This window comes from Mesorhizobium sp. M0217, from assembly GCF_040321955.1.
In the GTDB taxonomy this organism is placed as follows: Bacteria; Pseudomonadota; Alphaproteobacteria; order Rhizobiales; family Rhizobiaceae; genus Mesorhizobium.
On sequence record NZ_JAMYSN010000044.1, the window covers coordinates 1 to 24,717 of the forward strand.

Genomic DNA, 24,717 nt, shown 5'->3' on the forward strand with positions numbered 1-24,717 from the left:
CCCACCCGCTCGGCATCATCGACACACGGCACATGAAGCTTGTCCGCCGCAGCGCCGCGCCAACCAATCCGCTTGGCGCTGCGGCGGACGCATAGGGGGAGAGAAGTGTCACCTATGTATCCGGTTCAAAGTGTTACCCATCTATCGGCTGGACACGCCAAGGTCTCGAACGCTTTGGAGAACGTTCACTCAGCGACCGCATCATGCTAACCACCCTCCATGGCGCAGAAAAAAGGATACGAGGTCGATTCGTGGCTGGCGAAGCCTGACGCGCGCATATCGATCGTCCTGCTTTACGGACCCGACCGCGGCTTGGTCGCCGAGCGGGCCAAAACCTTTGCCGCGAAAACCGGCCTGCCGCTCGACGATCCGTTTTCCGTCGTACGGCTCGACGGCGCGGAGGTCGATCGCGACCAGGGCCGGCTGCTGGACGAAGCCCGCACCGTGCCGATGTTCTCCGACCGGCGGCTTCTGTGGGTGCGCAACGCCAGCGGCCAGAAGCCGCTGGCTGAGGACGTCAAGGCGCTGACCGCGGAGCCCGCGCGCGACGCCATCATTCTCATCGAGGCCGGCGACCTGAAAAGGGGCGTCGGACTGCGCGCGATCGTCGAGGCCGCCGACACCGCCATGGCGCTGCCTTGCTACGCCGATGAAGCCCGCGACATCGACAGCGTCATCGACGACGAGTTGCGCAAGGCCGGCATGTCGATGGCGCTCGACGCACGCCAGGCGCTGCGCCGCAATCTCGGCGGCGACCGGTTGGCCTCACGCGGCGAGATCGAAAAACTGGTGCTTTATGCCCACGGCCAGAAGGACATCAGCCTCGACGACGTAAGGGCGATGTCCGGCGACGTCTCCGGCGCCTCCTTCGACGACGCGGTCGATGCTGTGCTGGAGGGCAGGATCGGTGACTTCGACACCGCCTTCACCCGCCACTGCCTGTCCGGCGGCCATCCTTTCCTGGTACTGTCCTCGGCGATGCGGCAGCTGCAGCAGCTTCAGGTCATGCGCGGCCAGATGGACACCGCCGGCCGCAACGCCGCCTCGGCAGTGGCCGGCGCCCGTCCGCCGGTGTTTTTCTCGCGGCGCAAGCTGGTGGAGAAGGCGCTGGAGCGCTGGAACGTCGAGGCGCTCAGCCGCGCGCTGAACCGGCTGCAATCTGCCGTGCTGCAGACCAGGCGCAGGCCGGATTTGTCGGAAGCGCTGGCGCGGCAGGCGCTGCTCGCCATTGCGGTGGAGAGCGGGAGGCTGGCGCAGCGGTGATCTCCTCCCTTGAGGGGGAGATGTCGCCAAAGGCGACAGAGGGGGTCGCGGCGCGTGGAGCGCTGGCGCCTTTCGCAACGACAAACGAGGTCGGCGCTTGATGGGAGACGACCCTTCTGGCCTGCCGGCCATCTCCCCCTCAAGGGGGGAGATCAGCAGTTCGATCCCTTCGGCAATCGCCAATAAAAAGAAGGGCCGGCAACCGCCAAGCCCTTTCTTCATCCTAAGCCAGAACTTCATTCGCCGGCTAAATATGGCGCAGCCCCAACCCTCTACCGCTCATCCTTCAACCGCCGGCATAGCTCGTCGAGCTGCTCCAGACTGCGGTAGTCCACGCGGATCGCGCCGCCTTTGCCCTTGTGCTCGATGGTCACGATCATGCCGATCGTGTTGGTCATCAGCCTTTCCAGCGCCAGCGTGTCGGCATCCTTGCCCGATGCGCCGTGTGCTGGTTTTGCCTTGGGCGGCGTGCCGCCCGCCGGCATCTGCGCCAGCGCCTCGGCCTGGCGCACCGAAAGCCCTTCTTCGACGATCTGCTTGGCTAGCCCGGCGGGATCCTGCGCCGTCACCAGCGTCCGGGCATGGCCGGCCGACAGCACGCCGTCGACCAGCATGTCGCGGATTACGTCGGGCAGCTTCAACAGCCTGAGCGTGTTGGCGACGTGGCTGCGGCTCTTGCCGATGACATTGCCGAGGTCGGCCTGTGTGTAGCCGTGGTCGTCGATCAACTGCTGGTAGCCGAGCGCCTCCTCGACCGGGTTGAGATCGGTGCGCTGGACGTTTTCTATGATCGCCAGTTCCAGCGCTGTGCGGTCGTTGACGTCGCGCACGATGATCGGGATCTCGGTCAGCCCGGCGCGCTGCGCCGCCCGCCAGCGGCGCTCGCCGGCGATGATCTCGTAGCGCCCGGCCTGCGTCGGCGAAGGCCGCGCCACTACCGGCTGCACGACGCCATGTTCGCGGATCGATTGCGCGAGATCCGTCAGATCGGCGTCGCCGAAATGCCGGCGCGGGTTTTTCGGGTTCGGGCTCAGGAACTCTATCGGCACCTTGCCGTCGGCATTCAAGCCCGGCTTTTCGGTCGCTGCCGGGCGATCGATCTCGCCGATCAGCGCCGCCAGTCCGCGCCCCAGTCTCTTTCTCGAAAGGTCGTCGCTCATCTCAATTCCAGATTCTTGATCGTTTCGGTGCCGGATCGCTTTGTTTATCGAGCCTGCCTAATCATGCAGCGCGCAATTTTCGCTCGCGGCGGATCACTTCGGATGCCAATTGCAGATAGGCTTGGCTGCCGGAGCATTTCAGGTCATAGAGGATCGCCGGCTTGCCATAGGAGGGCGCCTCGGACACTCGCACATTCCTAGGAATGATGGTCTCGTAGACCTTGTCGCCCATATGTGCCCGCACGTCCTGAACCACCTGGTTGGCGAGGTTGTTGCGGCCGTCATACATGGTCAGCACGATGCCCTGGATGATCAGGTCCGGATTGATCGAACGGCGCACCTGCTCCACCGTTTCCAGGAGTTGGCTTAGCCCTTCCAGCGCGAAGAACTCGCACTGCAGCGGCACAAGAACAGAATCGGCTGCCGCCATTGAATTCAAAGTCAAAAGGTTGAGCGAGGGCGGGCAGTCGATCAGCACATAGCCGAACGGCGCACCGCGCTCGGTGGCGGCGCGCAGCGCGTTGCGCAGCTTGAGCACGCGATCCGGCGCCGAGGCGATTTCCATCTCGATGCCGAGCAGATCGAGCGTCGACGGCACGATCGACAGGCCGGGCACCGCCGTTGGAATGGCCGCCTCTTCCAGGCCCAGTTCGCCGGTCAGCACATCGTAGGAGGAGACGGTGCGGTCCTTGCGGTCGATACCGAGACCCGTCGAGGCATTGCCTTGCGGATCGAGATCGACGATCAGCACCTTTTCGCCGATGGCGGCCAGCGCCGTGGCCAGATTGATGGCGGTCGTGGTCTTGCCGACGCCGCCCTTCTGGTTGGCGACGGTGATGGTGCGAGGTCCGGTTTTCATGGGTCTGTGCCAGGTATTCATGTGGGCCAGGTATTCATTGCGTCGCCAAGGTTGCGAAGGAGAGCTTACGCCGTCCGCAGATCGGTCACTTCGAGGATGACGCCATGGGCGTCGGTCATGCTCGGATGTTCTACCAGATCGAAAGCCCAGCGGTGAGTGCTTTCTTCCACCTCGGAGCGGTAATCCCGGCCTTTGTGGAACAGCGCCCGCGATCCCTTGGTCAGCCACGGCGCCGACAGATCGAGCAGCGCCGGCAGCGCGGCAAGCGCCCGCGCCGTGATGATTTCCGGTGCGGAAACAAGCGTATAGCTGTCGTCGATGCGCCGGGCGACGACCCGTGCCGGCAAACCGAACTGGCCAATGACCGCCTGCAAAAACGATGCTTTCTTGCGGTTGCTCTCGACCAGATCGATCGACGCGCCGTCGCGCTCGCCCAGCAAGAAGGCCATTACCAGGCCCGGAAAACCGCCGCCCGAACCAAGATCGGCCCAGCGTTTGGCCTGCGGGGCGATTCGGGCCAGCTGCGCGCTGTCCAGAATATGGCGGCCCCAGACATCGTCCAGCGTCGACGGCGCGGCCAGATTGATGCTGCGGTTCCATTTCATGAACAACTGTTCGAACGTCACCAACCGATCGAATGTTTCACGTGAAACCGGTCCCGCGGCCTCTTGCAGGCTCGCCCATGAGGCAGCGCTCACGCAACGGCCCTTTGCGCGGCCGATTCAGCGTTGCGGACGTGCGCGACGATGATTGCCAGCGCCGCCGGCGTCATGCCTTCCATACGCTGCGCGTCAGCAATCGACCGGGGCTGACGCGTTAGCATCTTCTGCTTCAGCTCATTGGACAGGCCGGGAACATCGGCGAAATCCACCGACGCCGGGATCAGCCGGCTTTCCTCGTGGCGGATCTGTGCGACATCTGCCTGCTGGCGATCAAGGTAAACCGAATATTTCGCTTCCGTTTCGAGCCGCTCGGCGGTTTTGGGGTCGATTGCGCCAAAGGCCGGCGCAACACGGGCCAGCCAAGCGATATCGACGCCGGGATGAGCGAGCAATTCGTAGGCGGAGCGGCGCACGCCGTCCCTGTTGATCTCCAGCCCATGCCGCGCTGCTTCGTTGGGCGTCATCGTCGTCGCAGCTGCGAGTTCGCGCGCCCTATCAAGATCCTGTGTGACTTGATTGAACCGCCGCGTTCGCTCCGGCGACACAATACCAAGCCGATTTGCCAGAGGCGTAAGCCTTTCATCGGCATTGTCGGCGCGCAGCGATAGGCGAAACTCCGCCCGCGAAGTGAACATGCGGTAGGGCTCGGCAATGCCGCGGCTGGTGAGGTCGTCGACCATCACACCGATATAGGCTTCGGTGCGGCTGAGCACGATTTGGTCGTCGGCCGCCGCCTTGCGCGCGGCGTTGAGCCCGGCGAGCAGGCCCTGCGCTCCGGCTTCTTCATAACCGGTGGTGCCGTTGATCTGACCGGCTAGGAAAAGCCCCGCAATACGTTTGGCCTCAAGCGTCGGCTCCAACTCGCGCGGATCGACATGGTCGTATTCGATGGCGTAGCCGGGCTGCAGCATGGTCGCCCGCTCTAGCCCGGGTATAGTTTTGAGAATGTCGAGTTGCACATCCTCGGGCAGGGAGGTCGAAATGCCATTGGGGTAGACCGTGTCGTCGTCCAGCCCTTCCGGCTCGAGGAAAATCTGGTGGCCTTCGCGATCGCCGAACTTGACGATCTTGTCTTCGATCGACGGGCAATAGCGTGGTCCGACGCCTTCGATCGAGCCGGAATACATGGCGGAGCGGCCGAGATTGGCGCGGATCAGCTCGTGCGTCGCCGGTGTCGTACGCGTGATGCCGCAATGGATTTGCGGGTTCTTGATTGTGTCGGTGAGCAGCGAGAACGGCACTGGATGTTCGTCGGCCGCCTGGCTTTCCAGCGACGCCCAGTCGATGGTGCGGCCATCGAGCCGCGGCGGCGTGCCGGTCTTCAGCCGTCCAAGCGCGAAACCGGCGCGGCTCATCGTCGTCGACAGGCCAAGGCTCGCTTGCTCGTTCATCCGCCCGGCGACAATCTTCTTGTCGCCAATGTGAATAAGACCGCGGAGAAACGTGCCGGTGGTCAGCACCACCGCGCCGCACGCCAACCGGCGCCCGTCGGCCAGGCGCACAGCGGCGACCCGTCCATCCACGATGTCGAAGTCCAGAACCTCGCCTTCGATGACGTCGAGACCGTTCTGCTGCCGAATCGCTTCCTGCATGGCCAGCCGATACAGCTTGCGGTCGGCCTGCGTGCGCGGCCCGCGCACGGCAGGGCCTTTGCGGCGATTGAGCAGGCGGAATTGGATGCCGGCAGCATCGGCGATGCGGCCCATCAGCCCGTCCATGGCGTCGATCTCACGCACCAGATGGCCCTTCCCGAGGCCGCCGATCGCCGGATTGCAGGACATGACACCGATCGTGTCGAAGCGCAGCGTGACCAGCGCGGTCCTGGCGCCGGCGCGCGCGGCAGCGCACGCAGCCTCGCACCCGGCATGGCCACCGCCCACCACAACCACATCATAGCGATCGATCATTGTCCCTTCCAGATTCAGAGATTTCCCGACACATGTCCCCACGAGAGGACGCTGTCAAGGATTGCAGGTTGATTCGTTCACGTGGACCGGAGTGCTGAAAGTCGCAGAGGTGTTTCACGTGAGTCAGGGAAGCGGCGACAATTAGCTCGGCTGGCGCTGCCCCTCATCTGCCTGCCGGCATCTTCTCCCGGAGGACAATGAGGGGCGGGGCCGGCCTTCGGCACTTGCCGTTTTTGCCAAACTCCTCATTTCACGTGAAACACGCACTAGGGCGGCCCCCCTGTGTTTCACGTGAGTCACTCACACGCCCCCCTGTTTCACGTGAGTCACTTTCCAATGCAAAACTGCGAAAAGATCACGTCCAGCAGGTCCTCGACATCCACCGCGCCGACAATCCGGCCAAGTCGGCCCGCCGCAAGACGCAGCTCCTCCGCCCGTAGCTCCTGGCCGCGCTCTTGCCCCGACAAAGCCGAGATCAGAAAGCGCCTGGTCTCATTGAGCAGCTCCACATGCCGCAACCGAGACGGCAGGATGTCACCGGCATCGCCGATAGCAGCCGCGGCGCGCCTGCCGATCTCAGCCAGCAGTTCAGCCAAACCAGTGCCGTCCACCGTCGATATCAACGCATCATACGCCTCTGATCGCGGCGAACCTTTCAAGAGATCGACCTTGGTGCCGATTCTCAAAGCCGGGGCGTCAACAGGCATGTTGCCGATCGCAGTAGGGTCCGCCAGATCTTCCAGCAACAGCACCAGGTCAGCCGTGTGCGCCTTGGCCCGCGCCTTTTCGATACCGATCGCTTCGATCTTGCCGGGCGACTCGCGCAGGCCCGCGGTGTCGGTTACCCTGACCCGCACTCCGTGGAGATCCAGCACCACTTCGAGCAAGTCCCGCGTCGTGCCGGGCTCGTCGGTAACAATCGCCGCCTCACGCCTGGCCAGCGCGTTGAACAGGCTGGATTTGCCGGCGTTCGGTGCACCGAGGATGACAACCTCAAACCCGTCACGGATGATCTCGGCGGCATGGAAGCCATCGACATGCCGGCCGATCTCGCCCACCATTGCGCGCACATCGGACCAAACCGTGTCCGAAACCGAACCGGGCACGTCGTCTTCGTCGGCGAAGTCGATTTCCGCCTCGATCATCGCCCGTGCATGGATCAGCCGACGGCGCCAGCCAAGATAGAGTTCGCTTTGCACTCCTTCGGCATTCTGCACGGCAAAGCGCCGCTGCGCTTCGGTTTCGGCGTTGACCAGATCGGCCAACGCCTCCGTCTCGACCAGATCCAGCTTGCCGTTGAGAAGAGCCCGGCGCGTAAATTCACCAGGTTCCGCATGACGCACGCCGTCAAACCCGGCAATGATCTCCAGCATCTTGCTGGCGACGGCGCGGCCGCCATGGACGTGGAACTCGGCGACATCCTCGCCGGTAAAACTGTTCGGCCCCGGAAAAAACAGCACCAGGCCGTTGTCGATAAGCGACCCGTCCACTGTTCGGAGCTTGCGCAGGGTCGCAACCCGGTCCTTGATCATGCCGTCGGCAACCGTTTCGACAGCGAATCGAGTTCTTGGTCCGGAGATGCGGATGACAGCGATGCCGGCAGGCAGGCGGCCGCTGGACAGCGCAACAATCGAATCGCCTGAAATCATTTGCCCGTTCTCACCGGTCGCCTAGCTGTCCGGTCGACAATCCCACAGTATGCGGCCGTCATGAACCGGCTGTTCGTCAATATCAAGGTCGATCGCGAGGAGCGGCCGGACATTACCAAATCTGTATAGCCGCCTTGTCATCCATGTGCGAGCAGGCGGGTCCTAATTCCGACGCCAAGCAGTTCTGGGCGGGCCAGCAAGCCCTACGCAGGCCGCATCGTTAACGCTTGTGCCTGGCCCCGAGCCGTGAAGCTGGATCCTTCGCCCCCGACAGGCAAGCTTCGTTCCGGCTGCGAATCAGAATCCCGACCCGCGTCACGCCGATATTGTCGCCCCGATCGGAACGCATGCGAATCGATCGAACATTGGCCAGTGGCATCCGGCCGCCAACCGGCAGACCGGAGCTATGCACCGGCTATCCTGCCCGTGGCGCCGGATCCGTAGGAACCGAGCCGCTGTTGCGACGGCAGGTCAACCGGTGTTTCCGTCCAACGCCGAAGGAAGCGGCGTCGCATCAATGGATGGCGACCGCGGCCCGAACAGCAAATCCTTGGCCGCGACCACCGCTCCGACCGTGATCAGGATGCAAGCAACAGCCACCGACCAGTGAAACACACCAAAGCCTGCCAGCAGAAGCACGATGACCGAGAAGAGGGGCGCGGCATAGGAGAGGGCGCCGAGGATCATGATGTCCCCGTGCTTGCAGCCATAGTCCCAGGCGTAAAAGCCGGCGCCTAGCGGTATTACGCCCAAGATGACGATGGCGCTCCACTCCGTCGCCGTCTGTGCCCAGACGGTGGTCTCAAGGGTGAGGTGCAGCACCAAGGCGACCGCAGCCGTGATGAAGCAGTAACCGACGACCACATCGGTCGGCACCTTGCCAAAGCGGCGCGATAAAACCGAATAGCCGGCCCAGATGAAAGCGCAGAACAGCGAGATGACATGCCCCTTCATCACACCATTGGCCAGTCCGATCGTGCCGCCCTTGGTGATCACCACAATGGCGCCGGCAAGGCCGAGCATGACGCCGGCAATGTGATGGGCCCTCAGCTTTTCTCCAGGCAGGAAGGCGGCAAAGACGACGATCAGCAACGGCCAGAGATAGGCGATCAGGCTGACCTCGACCGGCGGCGCCGACTGGATGGCGAAGAAATAGGCGCAGTGGTAGATGCACAGCCCCGCTGTGCCGAGCGCCCAGACCTGCCACGGCTGGCGCAGCGACTTGATCGCCGCCGGACGGACAAGCCAGCTCGACGCGCCGACCAACCCGCCAAGCAGAAACGTCATCGCCGCCAGCTGAAAGGGCGGAATCGGTCCCGCCGCCGTCGAAAGCAGCGCCAGGAAGGACCATGTCAGGATGGCCGAGAAGCCGATCAGGGTCGGGATTGTTTTCTCCATGCGGCTTCCGATCTTCGAGACGCGATTACTCGCATGACGACAGCTGTGGAAATTGCCGCCCAAGGCCACGCCCTGTCGGAAATGCGACCTGTTTGCCCGCGCAATGAAAAACCCCGTCCCAGTTCCCGGAACGGGGCTTCAATGCGAAACGATGGCCGACGAGAAGCTTACGTGTTCATCGAATCGAAGAAATCGGCGTTGGTCTTGGTCTGCTTCAGCTTGTCGATCAGGAACTCGATCGCATCCGTGGTTCCCATCGGCGCCAGGATGCGGCGCAGGACGAAGATCTTCTGCAGATCCTGCTTGGAGACCAGCAGGTCTTCCTTGCGGGTGCCGGACTTCAAAATGTCCATGGCCGGGTAGATGCGCTTGTCGGCGACCTTGCGGTCGAGCTGGATTTCGCAGTTGCCGGTGCCCTTGAACTCTTCGAAGATGACTTCGTCCATGCGGCTGCCGGTGTCGATCAGCGCGGTGGCGATGATGGTCAGCGAGCCGCCTTCCTCGATGTTGCGGGCCGCGCCGAAGAAGCGCTTCGGCCGCTGCAGCGCGTTGGCGTCGACACCGCCGGTCAGCACCTTGCCGGAGGACGGCACAACGGTGTTGTAGGCACGGCCGAGGCGGGTGATCGAATCGAGCAGAATAACGACGTCGCGGCCATGCTCGACCAGGCGCTTGGCCTTTTCGATGACCATTTCGGCGACCTGGACGTGGCGCACCGCCGGTTCGTCAAAGGTCGAGGACACGACCTCGCCCTTCACCGAACGCTGCATGTCGGTCACTTCTTCTGGCCGTTCGTCGATCAGAAGTACGATCAGATAGCATTCCGGATGATTGGCCGTGATCGAGTGGGCGATATTCTGCATCAGCACCGTTTTACCGGTACGCGGCTGCGCGTTGATGAGCGCGCGCTGTCCCTTGCCGATCGGCGCCACCAGGTCGATCACCCGCGACGAGATGTCCTTGCCGGTCGGATTGTCGATCTCCATCTTCAGCCGCTTGGTCGGATAGAGCGGCGTCAGATTGTCGAAATGGATCTTGTGACGGATCTTTTCGGGATCGTCGAAATTGATCGTGTTGACCTTGAGAAGGGCGAAATAGCGCTCGCCCTCTTTTGGGCTGCGGATCGGCCCTTCGACGGTATCGCCGGTCTTCAAGGAGAAGCGGCGGATCTGCGAGGGCGAGATGTAGATATCGTCGGGACCTGGCAGATAATTGGCGTTGGCTGAGCGCAGGAAGCCGAAACCGTCCTGCAACAACTCGACCACACCATCGCCGATGATCTCGACGTCCTGGGCGGCCAGTTTCTTCAGGATGGCAAACATCAGTTCCTGCTTGCGCATGACGCTGGCGTTTTCCACTTCGAGCGATTCGGCATAGGCGATCAGCTCTGGCGGCTTCTTGTTCTTGAACTCTGCGAGTTTCATTTCTTGCATAGACGGACTCTGAATCTGCTTTGGGGAAAATATATCGGCTGGATGCGATAAATGCCGGGCGCGGCCGAAAGCAATCAAGGGCGGCGCATGACGGGAAGGAAGACCCGTCTTTTATCGTCGGTCGGGGGAAAGAGCAAGCTGCGTTTTGTCGACCTAAATGGGCCTAGAACGGCTTGACGACAACCAGGATGACGATGGCGATCATCAGCAATGTGGGGATCTCGTTGACGATTCGCCAGTGCCGCGCCGGTTTTTCATTGCGGTCCTCGGCGAATTTCCTGACAGCACCGGCCAGATAGCCATGCACGCCCGACAGCAACAGCACCAAGCCTATCTTGGCGTGCAGCCAGCCGCCGTGAAAGCCAAACACTTTCCAGGCAAGCCAAAGCCCGAACACCCAGGTGACGATCATCGCCGGATTGATGATGCCGCGCAGCAGACGCCGCTCCATCACCTTGAAGGTCTCCGACTGGACGGACCCCTTCTCGGCGTCGGCGTGGTAGACCAGCAATCGCGGCAGATAGAGCATGCCGGCCATCCAGGAGATGACGGCCAGGATATGGATTGCCTTCGCCCAGGGATAGAAACCCTCAGGCGCAAAGAAAAACAAAAGTGCGGTGAGAACAACCAGCACTCCGATGCCGATGGTCATCCGCATCATCGCCCCACGAGTGCCGTTGCCGCGCGTATTATCCGATTGAGCCATCAGCGTGTCGCGCTCCGCACCTGCTTCACCATCGCCTCGACATGTGCCACCGGCGTCTCCGGCGTGATGCCATGGCCGAGATTGAAGATCAGCGGTCCGTCGCCCAGCGCCTTGAGGATCGCATCGACGCCGTCCGACAGGGCTTTGCCGCCGGCCACGAGCCGCAAGGGATCGAGGTTGCCCTGGACCGCACCCGAGCGCTGCAGTTCGTTCGCCGCCGCCAGGGGTACGGTCCAGTCGATCCCCAGCCCCGTGACACCGGTCTTCTCACGATAGGTCTCGTAGCGGGCGCCGGCGCCCTTGGGAAAGCCTATGATCGGAACATCGGGATGAACCGCACGAACCTGCCTGACGATCTCCGCCACCGGCTGCACGCAGAACTGATCGAAAGACGCATCATCAAGCACGCCGGACCACGAATCGAAAATCTGCACCACGTCGGCACCGGTTTCGATCTGGCGGATCAAATAGGCCGCGGAGTGGTCGGCGAGCACTTTCAGGAGATGCTTGAAGGCCGTCGGTTCGCGATAGGCAAACAGCCGCGCCGGCGCTTGGTCGGGTGTGCCGTGGCCAGCGATCATGTAGGTCGCCACCGTCCACGGCGCGCCGCAGAAGCCGATCAGCGTGGTCTCGTCAGGCAATCTTGCCCGCAGCCGGCGAACCGTCTCGTAGACCGGTTCGAGATTCACGTGAAACGTTTCACTGTTGAGAGCCGAAATCTGAGCTGCAGTGATTGGCGTCAGCAGCGGCCCGCGGCCCTCCTCGAAGCGGACATCGCGCCCAAGCGCATGCGGCACGACCAGAATGTCCGAGAACAGGATCGAGGCATCGAAGCCGAAGCGCTCGATCGGCTGCAGCGTCACTTCGACGGCCAGATCAGGATTGTAGCAAAGGTCGAGAAAGGACCCGGCGCGCTTTCTGGTCTCGCGGTACTCCGGCAAATAGCGCCCGGCCTGGCGCATCATCCAGAGCGGCGGCGGAAACACTGCCTCGCCTCTCAGCACGTCCAGCACGATGCGGTTCTCGGGCATTGAGCGCTCTCTTCCCTGCCTTCTCTATAATTAAATAGTCTATTTCTAGAATCTTCTGATTCTAAGAGTCTGTTGGTATCGGTGGTTGTCACCTGTCCCGCTTTGCCCTGGAAAAGGCCAGCCAGCATTTTGTCGCGTGTTTCTTCCGCGGGATTGGCAAAGAGTGTGGATGACCAGGATTCCATCACTGGAGTCAATGGTTTGACGTAGCCGCTGAAAAACCGCCTCTGTGGATGAAGCGCTGGCAAAAACGCCCGTCCCCAGATTTGTCCCCAACCGCACAGTGAAGCTGACAGCGCATCGAATTGTGGACAACTGGCCTTCTGATACAGTCGCCTCCAGCCGGTCGCCTTTGCGGCCCCGGTTTATCCACACAAGCCCACAGCCTGAGGCGCCCCCTGTGAACAAACCCCAGAGCTTCTTTCACCTGCACCTGATTTCCGACGCCACCGGCGAGACGCTGCTGGCGGCCGGCCGAGCCGCCTCGGCGCAATACAAGGATGCGCGCGCCATCGAGCATATCTATCCGCTCATCCGCACCGAAAAGCAGGTGGCGAAAGTCTTCGAGGACATAGAGGAGGAACCGGGCATCATCCTCTACACCGTCGTCGACCAGAAGCTGGCGCGCGGCATTGACGAGCGCTGCGCCACCATGGGGCTACCCTGTGTTTCGGTGCTGGAGCCGGTCCTCACCGTCTTCCAGTCCTATCTCGGCACGCCGGCCGGCCGCCGCGTCGGCGCCCAGCATGTGCTCGACGCCGATTATTTCCACCGTATCGACGCACTCAATTTCACCATGGAGCATGATGACGGCCAGCTGCCGCTCAATATGGACGACGCGGATGTGGTGCTGATCGGCATTTCCAGGACATCGAAGACGCCGACCAGCATCTATCTCGCCAACCGCGGCATCAAGACCGCCAACATCCCGATCGTGCTCGGCGTGCCGGTGCCCGAAAGCCTGGTCGCTGCCACCAAGCCGCTGATCGTCGGGCTGATCGCCACCGCCGAACGCATCTCGCATGTCCGGCAGAACCGCGTGCTCGGCAACAGCAGCACCTACGAAGCGACCGATTATGTCGACCGTGCCTCGATCGCCGAAGAGCTCGCCTATGCCCGCCAGATCTGCACCCGCCACAATTGGCCGATGATAGACGTCAGCCGCCGTTCGATCGAAGAGACCGCGGCAGCCATTGTTGCCCTGCGGGGGAAGAATAGATGATGGGATGGCAACGCGACCTCCTGCCCCAATCGACCACTATCGACCAGGCCCAGAACCCATGACCGAAAAAATCATCCTTGCCTCCGGCAGCCCGTTCCGCAAAGCAATGCTCATCAATGCCGGGCTCGGCATCGAAGCGGTGCCTGCCGATGTCGACGAGCGTGCGCTCGAGGCGCCGTTGCAGGACAGCGGTGTGTCGCCGGAAGATGTCGCCCTGATACTCGCCGAAGCCAAGGCGACCGAGGTCAGCGAACGCAGACCGGGCGCCCTGGTGCTCGGCTGCGACCAGACTTTGTCACTGGAAGATGAAGTGTTCCACAAGCCGGCCGACATGGAAGGCGCCCGCCGCCATCTGTTGGCGCTGTCGGGCAAGACGCATCAGCTGAACAGCGCCGCCGTGCTCTGCCGCAACGGCAAGGTGCTGTGGCGTCACGTCGGCATCGCCAGCCTTACCATGCGCAAGCTCGATCCGGCCTTCATCGGCCGGCATCTGGCCCGCGTCGGCGCCAAGGCGTTGTCGAGCGTCGGCGCCTACCAGATCGAGGGCGAAGGCATCCAGCTGTTCGAAAAGATCGAAGGCGATTATTTCACCATTGTCGGCCTGCCGCTGTTACCGGTGCTGGCGGAATTGCGTGCGCTCGGAGCCATCGATGGTTGAGAAAAAAGCTTTCGTCACCGGCCATCCGATCGCGCATTCGCGCTCGCCGAAGATCCACGGCTATTGGCTGAACACATACGGCATCGACGGCAGCTATCATGCGATCGATGTCGCGCCGGCCGATTTTCCCGAGTTCCTCTCTTCCCTCCCGGCCAATGGCTATCAGGGCGGCAACGTCACCATTCCACACAAGGAAGTCGCCTTTGCCCGGGTCGAGCGCCGCGACGAGGCGGCGGAGATGATCGGCGCGGTCAACATGCTGTGGCTGGACGACGGCGTGCTGTGGGGCGGCAATTCGGACTGGATCGGCTTTGCCGGCAATCTCGACGAGCATGCCCCGGGCTGGGAGAGAAACGCTCCGGCCGTGGTGCTCGGCGCCGGTGGCGCGTCGCGCGCGGTCATCCACGCGCTTAAAGTGCGCGGCATCAAAGATATCCGCATCGTCAACCGCACATTGGCGCGGGCGCAGGAACTCGCCGACCGCTTCGGGGCCGGCGTCTCGGCGCATGGCGCGGTCGGCGACTTGCTTGGCGATGCCGGCTTGCTGATCAACACGACGGCACTTGGCATGCATGGCGATGCGACGCTGGCCGCCGATCCGGCCGGCCTGCCAGCTCACGCCATTGTCGCAGACATCGTCTATGTGCCGCTGGAAACACCGCTGCTTGCCGCTGCCCGCGCGAGAAATTTGAAGACGGTCGACGGGCTCGGCATGCTGTTGCACCAGGCTGTGCCCGGTTTCGAACGCTGGTTCGGCAAGATGCCGCAGGTCACTGCCGAACTGCGGCAGATGATCGTCGCCGACATCCTCGCCAAATGATGGGTTGCAAATGATGGGCGCCAAATGATGATCGTGCTTGGCCTCACCGGATCGATCGGCATGGGCAAGTCGACCACGGCGAAGATGTTCGTCGACGCCGGCGTGCCGGTGCATGATTCCGACGAGACCGTGCATCGCCTCTATGCCGGCAAGGCAGCACCTCTCGTCGAGGCGGCCTTTCCCGGCACCGTGATTGCCGGTTCGGTCGACCGCACCGAGTTGGCGCGCCGCGTGATCGGCAACGCCGCCGCGCTGAAGACATTGGAGGCGATCGTTCATCCGCTGGTGCGGGCCGATGCCGACGCCTTTCTGGCAAGGCACCGCGCCGCCGCCGCGCCGCTCGTCGTGCTCGACATACCGCTGCTGTTCGAAACCGGCGGCCGCAACCGTGTCGACAAGGTCGTTGTCGTGACCGCGCCGGCCGATATCCAGCGCGCCCGCGTGCTGGCGCGTCCTGATATGAGCGAGGAAAAGCTGGCGGCCATCCTGGCCAAGCAGGTGCCCGATGCCGAAAAACGCCGGCAGGCCGATTTCGTCATCGACACCGGTGAAGGCATGGACGCCGCCCGCGCCGCGGTCGGCGCGATCATTGCCGAGCTCTCAGGACGCTGAGCTTGCCTGCTAACTCCTGGGGGATAAGTCGCGCCCATCAGGCTCCTGACGGCAGGCTGTCGGCATTGCCCATTGCCATTTTGTTCCGCTCCATGATTCTACTCCTCCAGGAGTGGGTTGATTCTATGCGTGAGATCATTTTCGATACCGAAACCACCGGACTCGACATGCGCGACGACCGCATCATCGAGCTTGGTGGCGTCGAGCTGGTCAACCGCTTCCCGACCGGCCGCACCTTCCACAAATTCATCAATCCGCAGGGGCGCGCCGTCCATGTCGAGGCGCAAGCCGTGCACGGCATCAGCGCCGCCGACCTCGTCGGCAAGCCGACCTTTGCCGAAATCGCCGAGGAATGGCTCGCCTTCACCGACGGCGCCAAGCTCGTCGCCCACAACGCCAATTTCGACATCGGCTTCCTCAACACGGAATTCGGGCGGCTCGGCCAGCCGGCCATAGACACCGGGCGCGTCGTCGACACGCTGGCGCTGGCGCGGCGCAAGCACCCTATGGGACCCAATTCGCTCGACGCGCTCTGCCGCCGCTACGGCATCGACAACGGCCACCGCACCAAGCACGGCGCGCTGCTCGATTCCGAGCTCCTGGCCGAAGTCTACATCGAACTCATCGGCGGCAAGCAGGCCGCACTTGTCCTCGACGCCGTCGTGGTGCAGCTCAACAGCAATGGCGACGTTGCCGATATCGACATCTCGATCGCCGCCAGGCCAATCGCCCTGCCGCCGCGCCTGACCGAGGGCGAGCGAGCGGCGCATGCGGGGCTGGTGGCGACGCTCGGTGAAAAGGCGCTGTGGCTGAAGGTGGCGGCGGGGTGAACGGATCGCGGAGGTAGCGTTCCGTCACACCCCTCTCTGGCCTGCCGGCCATCTCCCCCTCAAGGGGGGAGATCAGCAGCTTCGCCGCTCCAGCCCATTCCTGCAACGTCTAAAGTTGGCGAAGGTCGCGATGACGGCCAATCTCCCCCCTTGAGGGGGAGATGCCTGGCAAGGCAGAGGGGGGTGCTGTCCCGCCAGCATCTCAGTATACTAAAAGCCCGGCACGAAGCCGGGCTTTCAACTCATGCGCGTGACGCTTGCCTTCAGCTCACCTTGACCTTCGATGCCGCCTGGTCCTCGGCCAGCTTCTGCTGGAACATCTGTGCAAAATCGATCGGGTCGAGCATCAACGGCGGGAAGCCGCCATTGCGGGTGGCTTCGGCGATGATCTGGCGGGCGAACGGGAACAAAAGCCGCGGGCATTCGATGAACAGGATCGGCAGCATGTGCTCCTGCGGGAAGCCGGCGATGGCGAAGACGCCGCCATAGACCAGTTCGACATTGAACAGCACTTCCTGGTCGAAGGACGCCTTGGCGTTCAAGGTCAGATTGACGTCGAACTGCTTGTCGGAGAGCGGGTTGGCATTGACATTGACGTTGATCGCAATGCCTGGGGCCTTGTCGCGGCCGCGCAGCGAGTTCGGCGCGCCGGGGCTTTCGAAGGACAGGTCCTTCACATACTGGGCAAGCACGTTGAGCGACGGCTGCGCCGTTTCGCCGTTGCCGTTGGCGGCGCCGACCGGCGCGTCATCTTTGCTGGCCATGAGCCTTGTTCCTTTTGCCTGGACAGCAGCGCTGACCGAATTGAAATCGGGCGTTGGCTAGCATGGTCGGCAAGACAAGACAAGGTTTGCCGCCTTCAGGCCGAAAGGGGTCAATAGTCAGTCGTTGGCAAGGTGACGTTCAGTCGTCCTTCAGGCGGCGCCACGGCGAGTTATGGTCGGGACCGCGCTTGAAATCGTCCTCGCGCGAATAGTCGCGGTCGTCGAGGTCGATGACCTTGTCGCGCGACCTGCCGCGAAAACCGCCGGCGGTGAAATCGGTCGCGACGACGATGCGGCCCTTGAGCCTGCGCCAGGCAAGGTCGCGCACCGGCGGCAGGAACAGCAGCAGGCCGACAATATCGGTAATGAAGCCGGGGATGATCAACAGGATGGCGGCGACCACGATCATGGCGCCATGCGCGAGCTGGCGGCTGGGGTCGCCGCCGCCGGCCATCTCGGCGCGGACCCGCGCCATGACACCAAAACCCTGGTGCCGGAGCAGAAGCACGCCGGCAATGCTTGAAGCCAGCACCAGACCGACCGTCGCCAGCGCCCCGACCTCGCGGCCGACAATGACGAAACCGGCGATTTCCAGCAGCGGCAGCGCAAGCAGGAACAGAGGACGGAAGGAAATGCGCAAATCTTGACCGATCGTTTCCATGTTTGCCGGGCGGCGCATAATCGCCGCTGGCACTGAGGCCGTTAGATAGGTATGCCTGCCTTTGATTTGAATGATTGCGCCATGCGTTCTATATGCTTTGCATGTTTAACGCCATGCGACCGCCGCCCGGATTGGCTGGCGGTCCCGGCCAGGTCAGGGATTGATTGGCGAAAGATATGGGATTCTTCGACTTCGGCACCATTTTCTTTCTGATTGCGGCGGTGGTGATCTTTTTCCAGCTGCGCAACGTGCTTGGCCGCCGCACGGGCAGCGAGCGCCCGCCCTTCGATCCGTACACGGCCAGCCGCACCGAGAAGGACGCGACCCAGAAGCCCGAAAATGTGGTTTCGCTGCCACGCAAGCGCATGCCGGGCGAGACGGCTGCCGAGACCTACGCGGCCATCGATGCCTTCGCCAAGCCCGACACCGACCTCAACAAGGGCCTGCGCGCGATCAAGGACAATGATCCCTCCTTCGACCCCAAAGTCTTCGTCGACGGCGCCAAGATGGCCTACGAGATGATTGTCATGGCCTATGCCGATGGCGACCGAAAAACGCTGAAGAACCTGTTGTCGCGCGAGGTTTTTGACGGCTTCGTTGCCGCGATTGGCGACCGCGAGGCGAAAGCCGAAAAGATCCAGTCCTCCTTCGTCGGCATCGACAAGGCCGACATCGTCTCGGCCGAGATGAAGGGCGGCGAGGCCCACATCACGCTGCGTATCGTGAGCGAACTGATTTCGGCGACCCGCGACAAGGCGGGTGCGGTCATCGATGGCGATCCCGAGACGGTGGCCGAGGTCAAGGATGTCTGGACCTTCGCCCGCGACACACGCTCGCGAGATCCGAACTGGAAGCTGGTCGCCACCGAGGAAGAAGACTGAGCCTATGCATGTCGCCCGGTGCGGGCAGCTTTTTTGGGATAGCGACATGCAGGCAAACATGGGCAGTGGCGAGGCTGAGGTGTCGCTCTCGCCGCTTTTCGTGGAAAAGTCCTTCGATGATCTTCCCGGTTGGAATTCCGATGACCATCTGCCCGCTTTCGAAGCCTTCCGCCGTTCGGCCTTTCATGTCCTGAACAAGCCCTACCGCACCGGTTCGTTGGGCGTCCGGTTCGACGCGTTTGCCGGCGCTTATGACGAGGCGCGCACCGTTTCGCCGGCGAATCGGTCGGCGGCCAAGGCTTTTTTCGAGCGCCATTTCGCCCCAGTCCAGATTCGATCCGAAAACCTCGGCCTGGTCACCGGCTTCTACGAGCCCGAGGCCGAGGCCTCACCAGTGCGCACGGATGAATTCACGGTGCCGCTTCTGGCGCGGCCGGCCGATCTCGTCGACATCGACGACGCCAACCGTCCCAAGGGCATGGACGACTATCTGGCCTTCGCCCGCAGCACGCCGCAGGGCCCGGTTGAATATTTCGACCGCGGTGAGATCGAGCGCGGCGCGCTGGCCGGCCAAGGCCTGGAAATCGCCTGGCTTGCCGACAAGGTCGACGTCTTCTTCATCCATGTGCAAGGTGCGGCCAGGCTGAAAATGACGGACGGCCGGCTTTGCCGCGTCACCTATGCCGCCAAATCCGGCCAGCGTTTCAGCGGTCCGGGGAAGATTCTCGCCGAACTCGGCGAAATCCCACTGGAAAAAGTGACGATGCAGTCTATCCGCGCCTGGTTCAGGGCGCATCCGGATCGCGTCGACGAGATCCTCTGGCAGAACCGCTCCTACATCTTCTTTCGCGAAGCCGATGTCGACGATGCCGCACTCGGTCCTATCGCCGCCGCCAAGGTGCCGTTGACGCCGGGCCGTTCGCTCGCGGTCGACCGGCTGCTGCACACATTCGGTACCCCCTTCTACATCGACACTCCGTCGCTGACCGCCTTCGACGGAAAACCGTTCCGGCGGCTGATGATTGCGCAGGACACCGGCTCGGCCATCATCGGACCGGCGCGGGGCGATCTGTTCGCCGGCTCCGGCGATGCGGCCGGCGAGATCGCCGGCGTCGTTCGCAATGCGGCCGATTTCTATGCCTTGGTTCCACGCGCTCTCGTTTCGGAATCGAATCGATGAGCAAGCGCCCCGATAAACTCAACGAAGACGACCGGGTGCTGTGGAACCTGGTGGCGCGCACCGCCCGACCGCTGAAGGGCCGGACCGCGGTCGAGATTCCCGACATCGTCGTAGACCCTAGGCCGGCACAGACGCCGGTCGCTGTCGGTCCGGTCCTCGCCGCCAAGCCGAAGGCGCAGCATGTATCGCACGCGCTGGACGAGCCGACATTGGACAAGCTGAAGAAGGGCCGGCTGCCGATCGAAGGCCGCGTCGATCTGCATGGCATGACCCAGGACGAGGCCTATTCGCTGCTGTTTTCGTTCCTGCACCGGGCCCATGCCGGCGGCATCCGCTATGTCCTCGTCATTACGGGAAAAGGGTCGTCGTCGGGCGGCGACGGCGTCTTGCGGCGCGCCGTGCCTGCCTGGCTGTCGACGCCTGCCTTCCGGCCGCTGGTCTCCAGCCACGATCACGCCGCCCGCAACCACGGCGGTTCGGGCGCGCTCTACGTTCGGCTCAGGCGAACCCGCTGATGACGCCCTTCGGCGAAAAACTGCGGGCGCTTCGAGCCGAGCGCGGCTTGCGCCAGAAGGACATGGCGCAGGCGATCGGAGTCAGCGCCGCCTATTTGTCGGCGCTGGAACATGGCCGCCGCGGCGCGCCGACCTGGACGCTGATCCAGAAGATCATCGGCTATTTCAACGTCATCTGGGACGATGCCGAAGAGCTGGCGCGTCTGGCCGAGGCCTCACATCCGCGGGTGAGACTCGATACGTCCGGCCTCAGTCCTGCCGCCACCGAGTTGGCCAATCTCCTGGCCGAAAACATCGAGAAGCTGGACGAAGCCGAGCTTGCCCGCATCACCGCGTCGATCCGGGCCGCACTGGAGCGGCGAGAGTAATCCGGTAAGCGATGCCAAGGCGCAAGGTTTGCTTGCGCTGTTCCTGAAAGCGATGCCCGCCGGCCGATAGCCAGCGGGCATATGTCACGATTACTTCGCGCCGGCCTGGCCGCCACGGCCGCCAGTGCTGTCATGATCGCCGCCGCGGCCACCGCCCAGGCAGTCCGAGTTGAGCTCGCAACAGCGATTGCCCCAGTTGTTGGTCTTGGCGCAACCGGTCTGATCGGCCATGGCGGATCCGGCCAAGGAAGACACCGCAACAACGGCGAGGAAGGCATTACGAAGGAAAGCAGTCATTTGAAGTCTCCATGTTTGGGTGGTTGGGTTCTGGTTACGGCTGTGTGTCGCCGCTGGAGACGGTTTGGTTCACGCAGGTAGCGAAATTTTTTGAGGAGGCGTTTCGAGAGATAAGATTTCGAGGGCAGCGCTGCCCTCATCCGCCTGCCGGCGACTATTTTGCAACGTTGACGATTGGCGAACCGATGGCAGCATCTTTCTCCCCGTCACTATACAGGGAGAAATGCCCGGCAGGGCAATGAGGGGCAGCGCCGACTTGCGGTTATCTCGTGAAAGTTATTAGCCGCGGGCTTCCGACGAAGCTGTTCGCAGCGACGCGCTCACATGCATCGTCTTTATTTACTGGACCGCGCCGACCAGCACCTGCTGGCCGCCGCGGATCGAGACCCAGCGGCCGGTGTTGTCGATGGCCTGCCGCTTGAGGAAGCGATAGCCGGTGGCGTCCCAGATCTTCACCTTGTCGGTCAGATTGTCGAGGACGTAGTCGCCCTTGTCGGTGCGCACGGTCAGCACGGCATGGCCTTCGCCGTCCGGCTTGCGCACGACGGTGATCAAGAGATCGGCCAGCGACACGCCAGAGCGCGAGAGCTGGCGGCGCTTTTCCAGCACATAGTCTTCGCAATCGCCGACGCCCTTGTCGGGATAGGCCCAGACCTCGTCCTTGCCATAGATGTCGTAGTCGCTCATCGGCTTGACGGCGGCGTTGACCCTTGACGTCACGTTGATCAGCTTGCGCATGAAGGCGTCGGTCATCGCGGCGGGGTTGAGGTTGCTCGGCCGGATCGAGCATTCGCCGGGCTGGGTTTTACAGAAATCATAGTGGCCGATCGGCTGCGAGGTCATGCCGCCCGTCGCCATGGCGCCGCCTGCAAGTGCCGGCACTGCCCAGCACGCAGAGATCGCCAGCCCTGCTGCCGCCCACAAGCGCAGCGTCCGTGCCATCGGTGAGGAAGTCATTGTCCCCGTTCGCCCTTGTTCTTAACGAAAGGTTAAAGGGGATTTACACTCCGTGTCAATTATAAGGGGAGCCAGATTCTTCGGCATGGTTACCCGCGCCCGCCCAACAGCGTCTATTGTGCAACAGAACGCCGGTGGCGCGCAAAATCGCCCCGCTTTTGTGGGCAATGCACGCTGCAGCCGGATCGAGCCTCAGCTTTTGGCGGAGCGGACCAGCCTTGGTTTCACCGCAACCCGGTTCTGGCGGCCGTAGCTGGTGATGAAATCGACGATGCGCGGCACGATTTCCGAGCGGAATCGCGACCCGTTGAAGACGCCGTAGTGGCCGACGGCCGGCTGCATGTAATGCGCATGCCGGTCAGCCGGGATGTTGGGGCAGAGATCGTGGGCGGCCTGGGTCTGGCCGAGACCGGAAATGTCGTCGTTCTCGCCTTCGACCGTGAACAGCGCGACATTGCGGATCGCCTTGGTGTCGACCACCTCGCCGCGATGCGTCATCTCGCCCTTGGGCAGCGCATGGCGCACGAACACCGTGTCGACGGTCTGCAGATAGAATTCCGCCGTCAGGTCCATCACCGCCAGATATTCGTCGTAGAAATCGCGGTGCTTCTCGGCATTGTCGCCGTCATGCTTGACCAGATGCATGAAGAAGTCCTTGTGGGCGGTGATGTGGCGGTCGAGGTTCATGCTCATGAAGCCCGACAGCTGCAGGAACCCCGGATAGACCTCGCGGCCGAAGCCCGGCACCGGCCATGGCGCATGCATGATGACGTTGTCGCGGAACCAGTCGATGCCCTTTTCCTTGGCCAGAAGATTGACCGCGGTCGGGTTGCGGCGTGTGTCGATCGGCCCGCCCATCAGGGTCATGGTCGAGGGCACGAAGGGATCGCCGCGCTTTTCCATCAGCGCCACCGCTGCCAGCACCGGCACCGAAGGCTGGCACACCGCCATCACATGGGTGTCCGGCCCCAGCGCATGCAGCATGTCGATGATGTAGTCGATATAATCGTCGAGGTCAAAATGGCCGTCGGTCACCGGTACCATGCGGGCATCGACCCAGTCGGTGATGTGCACGTCGGCATAGGGCAGCATCGCCTCGACCGTGCCGCGCAGCAGCGTCGCATAATGGCCCGACATCGGCGCCACGATGAGAAGCTTGGGGTCGGCCTTTCGCCCGGCGGGCACCGACCGCTCGAAGCGGGTAAGATCGCAGAACGGCTTCGACCACACCGTCTTTTCGCTGACCTCGACGCTCTTCCAGTCGACCACGGTCTTGCTCAGGCCGAAATGCGGCTTGCTGTAGCGGCGCGTCGTGCGCTCGAACAGTTCGGCGGTGGCGGCGACCGAGCGGCCCCACGGCGTATGCGAAAACGGATTGAGCGGGTTGGTGTAGAACAGCCGCACCGCATCGGCATAAAGCCGCGCGGGCTGCAAGGCGGCATGGTTCATTTCGTAGAGCTGGTAGAACATCAGGTACTCCGCAGCTGCCGTGACCGAAGGGACGACGGACAGCGCCGAGCCTTGAATGTCTCGCGCGGAGGTTAACAAGATATTGCTGCGATGCAATACGTCACGTGGCGTGACATATGCCAATCTTTCGTCCAAGGCCTTGAGAAACCGCGTTGGGCGGGTGCAGCCGGCTCAATGTGCACTGCAAAATGCAAGGCTGTTGGACAACGGGGCAGGATGTGTCCGGCCCGATCGGGCCGGACTTGGACAGATCTAGACGCGCGCCATGCACACCGAGGTATGGCCGGAGCCGATGAAGCCGAGTTGGCCGGCGGCGCCCTTGGACAGATCGAGCACGCGCCCTTTGATGAACGGGCCGCGGTCGTTGATGCGCACGATGACGCTGCGGCCATTATTCTGGTTGGTCACTTTCAACTTGGTGCCGAAAGGCAGGCTGCGGTGCGCGGCGGTCAGCGCCGACGGGTTCATGCGTTCGCCATTGGCGGTCCTGGAATGCAGTGCGTACCAGGAGGCGCGGCCGCACTGGCCGGCGGCGGAGGAGGCGGACGCACCGACCATTAGGCCAGCCGCGACCGTTACCGCGACAAGCGCGGTCTGGTTTGTTTTCTTCATGTTGGGGGGATTGGCTCCGTTTTCGACAGACCCCAGCCGTTAAGTGTCGAATAAGGCAGGAAATGCGGCAAGCATCGGGCAGTTCCGTGGCACTGGCACACGTTTGGAGTCGCTGAGAAACAGTTTGTCAGGCATCTTTCGTGTGGCGCGGCCGTATCGCCGGCGATATTGCGAGCTGTTTCACAGATTCCGTGAGCAAGGCAGGACGTTATAGTACAAGTAGAAGAGAGCGCGATTGGGCGCCGTCCTTTCGCTCTGTCATCACGGTCATGGCGCAGGTGACGATCGACTTCGGAAAGGAATCTTGGCGATGAGACTGTTCAGATATCTGCTGGCGCTGATCGTGCTCGCCATCGGCGCGCTGTGGTCGCTGCAGGGCATTGGCGTGGTCGGCGGCAGTTTCATGACCGGCCAGTCGCAATGGCTCTATATCGGCATCGTGACCATGCTGGTCGGTTTCGCCGGGCTGGTATGGGCGAGCCGTTCGCGGGGGTGAGTTGCGACGAAAAATCGACCCACACAGATCGACCCCCACTCCGTCGAGCTTCGCTCGACACCTCTCCCCGATCGACGGGGGAGAGGAAAGGCGGAGTGGGGAAGGCGCTGGTCAAACCCGCAGTCGCAAACAGGGCCAACCCGGCGAGCAAGAAAACAGCCACCCCATATTGCCGGTCCATTCTGTTACCTATCTATCCGGTTCGGATAGAAGGTAGTGTGCTGAGAGTTCTGCAAATTCGCTGAGAGGGGGCGGTCATGGCAGGCTGGTGATTGTTCACGTCACCTGATTCCCGCGAAGGAACGC

The 24,717-nt window shown here is 62.8% G+C and carries 26 protein-coding genes and 1 pseudogene; 12 read left to right on the top strand and 15 right to left on the bottom strand.

Features of this window, described 5'->3' with window-relative positions:
* Window positions 1-219: 219 nt before the first annotated feature.
* Window positions 220-1,263: a DNA polymerase III subunit delta gene (holA, locus tag NKJ18_RS31645; RefSeq protein ID WP_352761431.1), complete on the top strand. Its 1,044-nt coding sequence runs from the start codon at window positions 220-222 to the stop codon at window positions 1,261-1,263.
* Window positions 1,264-1,535: 272 nt separating this feature from the next.
* Here holA and NKJ18_RS31650 read toward each other — a convergent pair whose 3' ends face one another.
* The 5 genes from NKJ18_RS31650 to mnmE form a co-directional block, all read right to left on the bottom strand.
* A complete protein-coding gene (locus tag NKJ18_RS31650) occupies window positions 1,536-2,423 on the bottom strand; it encodes a ParB/RepB/Spo0J family partition protein (protein WP_023824091.1) in 888 nt (295 codons plus the stop codon).
* Window positions 2,424-2,484: 61 nt separating this feature from the next.
* Window positions 2,485-3,282 (bottom strand): ParA family protein, encoded by a 798-nt coding sequence (locus tag NKJ18_RS31655; RefSeq protein WP_023692913.1) that lies wholly within the window; start codon window positions 3,280-3,282, stop codon window positions 2,485-2,487.
* A 65-nt stretch (window positions 3,283-3,347) separates the two neighbouring features.
* Window positions 3,348-3,980 carry a 16S rRNA (guanine(527)-N(7))-methyltransferase RsmG gene (rsmG, locus tag NKJ18_RS31660; RefSeq protein WP_352761435.1) on the bottom strand — a complete coding sequence of 211 codons (633 nt, stop codon included), beginning with the start codon at window positions 3,978-3,980 and terminating at the stop codon, window positions 3,348-3,350.
* Window positions 3,977-5,851 carry a tRNA uridine-5-carboxymethylaminomethyl(34) synthesis enzyme MnmG gene (gene mnmG / locus NKJ18_RS31665; RefSeq protein WP_352761438.1) on the bottom strand — a complete coding sequence of 625 codons (1,875 nt, stop codon included), beginning with the start codon at window positions 5,849-5,851 and terminating at the stop codon, window positions 3,977-3,979. The genes rsmG and mnmG overlap by 4 nt, the downstream gene beginning before the upstream one ends.
* A gap of 326 nt (window positions 5,852-6,177) precedes the next feature.
* Window positions 6,178-7,500, bottom strand: a complete 1,323-nt coding sequence (mnmE, locus tag NKJ18_RS31670) for a tRNA uridine-5-carboxymethylaminomethyl(34) synthesis GTPase MnmE (RefSeq protein WP_352761441.1) — start codon at window positions 7,498-7,500, stop codon at window positions 6,178-6,180.
* Between the two features lie 51 nt (window positions 7,501-7,551).
* On the opposite strand from mnmE, the pseudogene NKJ18_RS33095 reads away from it, so the two are divergent.
* A pseudogene (locus NKJ18_RS33095) lies at window positions 7,552-7,694 on the top strand (DUF255 domain-containing protein); the annotation flags it as partial.
* A 277-nt stretch (window positions 7,695-7,971) separates the two neighbouring features.
* On the opposite strand, the gene yddG reads toward NKJ18_RS33095, so the two are convergent.
* The 4 genes from yddG to hemE all read right to left on the bottom strand — a co-directional run bounded on the left by yddG (window position 7,972) and on the right by hemE (window position 12,068).
* Window positions 7,972-8,898: an aromatic amino acid exporter YddG gene (gene yddG / locus NKJ18_RS31680; RefSeq protein WP_023672114.1), complete on the bottom strand. Its 927-nt coding sequence runs from the start codon at window positions 8,896-8,898 to the stop codon at window positions 7,972-7,974.
* Window positions 8,899-9,065: 167 nt separating this feature from the next.
* Window positions 9,066-10,331 (bottom strand): transcription termination factor Rho, encoded by a 1,266-nt coding sequence (gene rho / locus NKJ18_RS31685; protein WP_023672113.1) that lies wholly within the window; start codon window positions 10,329-10,331, stop codon window positions 9,066-9,068.
* Between the two features lie 163 nt (window positions 10,332-10,494).
* Entirely contained in the window at window positions 10,495-11,037 is a 543-nt protein-coding gene (hemJ, locus tag NKJ18_RS31690; protein ID WP_023745904.1) for a protoporphyrinogen oxidase HemJ, read from the bottom strand.
* A complete protein-coding gene (hemE, locus tag NKJ18_RS31695; RefSeq protein WP_352761442.1) occupies window positions 11,037-12,068 on the bottom strand; it encodes a uroporphyrinogen decarboxylase in 1,032 nt (343 codons plus the stop codon). Before hemE ends, hemJ begins: the two co-directional genes overlap by 1 nt.
* Window positions 12,069-12,351: 283 nt before the next feature.
* Here hemE and NKJ18_RS31700 point away from each other — a divergent pair, with 283 nt between their 5' ends.
* The 5 genes from NKJ18_RS31700 (at window position 12,352) to dnaQ (ending at window position 16,210) form a co-directional block, all read left to right on the top strand.
* On the top strand, window positions 12,352-13,290 hold the full coding sequence (locus tag NKJ18_RS31700) for a pyruvate, water dikinase regulatory protein (RefSeq protein WP_460222828.1): 939 nt from the start codon (window positions 12,352-12,354) through the stop codon (window positions 13,288-13,290).
* A gap of 58 nt (window positions 13,291-13,348) precedes the next feature.
* Window positions 13,349-13,948, top strand: coding sequence for a Maf-like protein (locus tag NKJ18_RS31705; protein ID WP_023706939.1), 600 nt, complete (start codon window positions 13,349-13,351; stop codon window positions 13,946-13,948).
* Entirely contained in the window at window positions 13,941-14,768 is an 828-nt protein-coding gene (locus tag NKJ18_RS31710) for a shikimate dehydrogenase (protein WP_023706940.1), read from the top strand. Before NKJ18_RS31705 ends, NKJ18_RS31710 begins: the two co-directional genes overlap by 8 nt.
* 27 nt (window positions 14,769-14,795) lie before the next feature.
* The gene (coaE, locus tag NKJ18_RS31715; protein WP_031196671.1) at window positions 14,796-15,380 is read left to right on the top strand and encodes a dephospho-CoA kinase; all 585 of its coding nucleotides are present in this window, start codon (window positions 14,796-14,798) and stop codon (window positions 15,378-15,380) included.
* Between the two features lie 125 nt (window positions 15,381-15,505).
* Complete coding sequence (gene dnaQ / locus NKJ18_RS31720) at window positions 15,506-16,210, top strand: DNA polymerase III subunit epsilon (protein ID WP_023672106.1); 705 nt, start codon at window positions 15,506-15,508, stop codon at window positions 16,208-16,210.
* A gap of 263 nt (window positions 16,211-16,473) precedes the next feature.
* On the opposite strand, the gene secB is transcribed toward dnaQ, so the two are convergent.
* The gene (gene secB, locus NKJ18_RS31725) at window positions 16,474-16,974 is read right to left on the bottom strand and encodes a protein-export chaperone SecB (protein WP_023672105.1); all 501 of its coding nucleotides are present in this window, start codon (window positions 16,972-16,974) and stop codon (window positions 16,474-16,476) included.
* 139 nt (window positions 16,975-17,113) lie between these two features.
* A complete protein-coding gene (locus tag NKJ18_RS31730) occupies window positions 17,114-17,614 on the bottom strand; it encodes an FxsA family protein (protein ID WP_023706941.1) in 501 nt (166 codons plus the stop codon).
* Window positions 17,615-17,811: 197 nt separating this feature from the next.
* Between NKJ18_RS31730 and NKJ18_RS31735 the strand changes: the two genes are divergently transcribed.
* The 4 genes from NKJ18_RS31735 (at window position 17,812) to NKJ18_RS31750 (ending at window position 20,579) form a co-directional block, all read left to right on the top strand.
* Window positions 17,812-18,516: a Tim44/TimA family putative adaptor protein gene (locus tag NKJ18_RS31735; protein ID WP_023672103.1), complete on the top strand. Its 705-nt coding sequence runs from the start codon at window positions 17,812-17,814 to the stop codon at window positions 18,514-18,516.
* 79 nt (window positions 18,517-18,595) lie between these two features.
* Complete coding sequence (gene mltA / locus NKJ18_RS31740) at window positions 18,596-19,696, top strand: murein transglycosylase A (protein ID WP_023710323.1); 1,101 nt, start codon at window positions 18,596-18,598, stop codon at window positions 19,694-19,696.
* On the top strand, window positions 19,693-20,211 hold the full coding sequence (locus NKJ18_RS31745) for a Smr/MutS family protein (protein ID WP_023710324.1): 519 nt from the start codon (window positions 19,693-19,695) through the stop codon (window positions 20,209-20,211). The genes mltA and NKJ18_RS31745 overlap by 4 nt, the downstream gene beginning before the upstream one ends.
* Window positions 20,211-20,579 (top strand): helix-turn-helix domain-containing protein, encoded by a 369-nt coding sequence (locus tag NKJ18_RS31750; RefSeq protein ID WP_023687588.1) that lies wholly within the window; start codon window positions 20,211-20,213, stop codon window positions 20,577-20,579. Before NKJ18_RS31745 ends, NKJ18_RS31750 begins: the two co-directional genes overlap by 1 nt.
* 90 nt (window positions 20,580-20,669) lie before the next feature.
* Here NKJ18_RS31750 and NKJ18_RS31755 read toward each other — a convergent pair whose 3' ends face one another.
* The 4 genes from NKJ18_RS31755 to NKJ18_RS31770 all read right to left on the bottom strand — a co-directional run bounded on the left by NKJ18_RS31755 (window position 20,670) and on the right by NKJ18_RS31770 (window position 23,915).
* Entirely contained in the window at window positions 20,670-20,876 is a 207-nt protein-coding gene (locus tag NKJ18_RS31755) for a hypothetical protein (RefSeq protein ID WP_023710325.1), read from the bottom strand.
* 339 nt (window positions 20,877-21,215) lie between these two features.
* On the bottom strand, window positions 21,216-21,833 hold the full coding sequence (locus NKJ18_RS31760) for a transglutaminase-like cysteine peptidase (protein WP_023672098.1): 618 nt from the start codon (window positions 21,831-21,833) through the stop codon (window positions 21,216-21,218).
* 192 nt (window positions 21,834-22,025) lie between these two features.
* Entirely contained in the window at window positions 22,026-23,303 is a 1,278-nt protein-coding gene (locus tag NKJ18_RS31765; protein ID WP_352761445.1) for a polyhydroxyalkanoate depolymerase, read from the bottom strand.
* 252 nt (window positions 23,304-23,555) lie between these two features.
* On the bottom strand, window positions 23,556-23,915 hold the full coding sequence (locus tag NKJ18_RS31770) for a septal ring lytic transglycosylase RlpA family protein (RefSeq protein WP_023710327.1): 360 nt from the start codon (window positions 23,913-23,915) through the stop codon (window positions 23,556-23,558).
* Window positions 23,916-24,225: 310 nt separating this feature from the next.
* On the opposite strand from NKJ18_RS31770, the gene NKJ18_RS31775 reads away from it, so the two are divergent.
* A complete protein-coding gene (locus NKJ18_RS31775) occupies window positions 24,226-24,411 on the top strand; it encodes a hypothetical protein (protein ID WP_023710328.1) in 186 nt (61 codons plus the stop codon).
* The last annotated feature ends 306 nt before the right edge of the window (window positions 24,412-24,717 follow it).

Excerpts from the sequence above, each read along its gene's own strand:
- dnaQ (WP_023672106.1), top strand. The coding sequence starts at position 15,506 with ATGCGTGAGATCATTTTCGATACCGAAACCACCGGACTCGACATGCGC.
- secB (WP_023672105.1), bottom strand. The coding sequence starts at position 16,974 with ATGGCCAGCAAAGATGACGCGCCGGTCGGCGCCGCCAACGGCAACGGC.
- NKJ18_RS31765 (WP_352761445.1), bottom strand. The coding sequence starts at position 23,303 with ATGTTCTACCAGCTCTACGAAATGAACCATGCCGCCTTGCAGCCCGCG.
- NKJ18_RS31710 (WP_023706940.1), top strand. The coding sequence starts at position 13,941 with ATGGTTGAGAAAAAAGCTTTCGTCACCGGCCATCCGATCGCGCATTCG.
- holA (WP_352761431.1), top strand. The coding sequence starts at position 220 with ATGGCGCAGAAAAAAGGATACGAGGTCGATTCGTGGCTGGCGAAGCCT.
- NKJ18_RS31750 (WP_023687588.1), top strand. The coding sequence starts at position 20,211 with ATGACGCCCTTCGGCGAAAAACTGCGGGCGCTTCGAGCCGAGCGCGGC.
- NKJ18_RS31705 (WP_023706939.1), top strand. The coding sequence starts at position 13,349 with ATGACCGAAAAAATCATCCTTGCCTCCGGCAGCCCGTTCCGCAAAGCA.
- mnmG (WP_352761438.1), bottom strand. The coding sequence starts at position 5,851 with ATGATCGATCGCTATGATGTGGTTGTGGTGGGCGGTGGCCATGCCGGG.
- mnmE (WP_352761441.1), bottom strand. The coding sequence starts at position 7,500 with ATGATTTCAGGCGATTCGATTGTTGCGCTGTCCAGCGGCCGCCTGCCT.
- yddG (WP_023672114.1), bottom strand. The coding sequence starts at position 8,898 with ATGGAGAAAACAATCCCGACCCTGATCGGCTTCTCGGCCATCCTGACA.
- NKJ18_RS31655 (WP_023692913.1), bottom strand. The coding sequence starts at position 3,282 with ATGAAAACCGGACCTCGCACCATCACCGTCGCCAACCAGAAGGGCGGC.
- NKJ18_RS31745 (WP_023710324.1), top strand. The coding sequence starts at position 19,693 with ATGAGCAAGCGCCCCGATAAACTCAACGAAGACGACCGGGTGCTGTGG.
- hemJ (WP_023745904.1), bottom strand. The coding sequence starts at position 11,037 with ATGGCTCAATCGGATAATACGCGCGGCAACGGCACTCGTGGGGCGATG.
- NKJ18_RS31770 (WP_023710327.1), bottom strand. The coding sequence starts at position 23,915 with ATGAAGAAAACAAACCAGACCGCGCTTGTCGCGGTAACGGTCGCGGCT.
- coaE (WP_031196671.1), top strand. The coding sequence starts at position 14,796 with ATGATCGTGCTTGGCCTCACCGGATCGATCGGCATGGGCAAGTCGACC.
- NKJ18_RS31755 (WP_023710325.1), bottom strand. The coding sequence starts at position 20,876 with ATGACTGCTTTCCTTCGTAATGCCTTCCTCGCCGTTGTTGCGGTGTCT.
- hemE (WP_352761442.1), bottom strand. The coding sequence starts at position 12,068 with ATGCCCGAGAACCGCATCGTGCTGGACGTGCTGAGAGGCGAGGCAGTG.
- NKJ18_RS31650 (WP_023824091.1), bottom strand. The coding sequence starts at position 2,423 with ATGAGCGACGACCTTTCGAGAAAGAGACTGGGGCGCGGACTGGCGGCG.
- NKJ18_RS31760 (WP_023672098.1), bottom strand. The coding sequence starts at position 21,833 with ATGACTTCCTCACCGATGGCACGGACGCTGCGCTTGTGGGCGGCAGCA.
- NKJ18_RS31735 (WP_023672103.1), top strand. The coding sequence starts at position 17,812 with ATGGGATTCTTCGACTTCGGCACCATTTTCTTTCTGATTGCGGCGGTG.
- rho (WP_023672113.1), bottom strand. The coding sequence starts at position 10,331 with ATGCAAGAAATGAAACTCGCAGAGTTCAAGAACAAGAAGCCGCCAGAG.
- NKJ18_RS31775 (WP_023710328.1), top strand. The coding sequence starts at position 24,226 with ATGAGACTGTTCAGATATCTGCTGGCGCTGATCGTGCTCGCCATCGGC.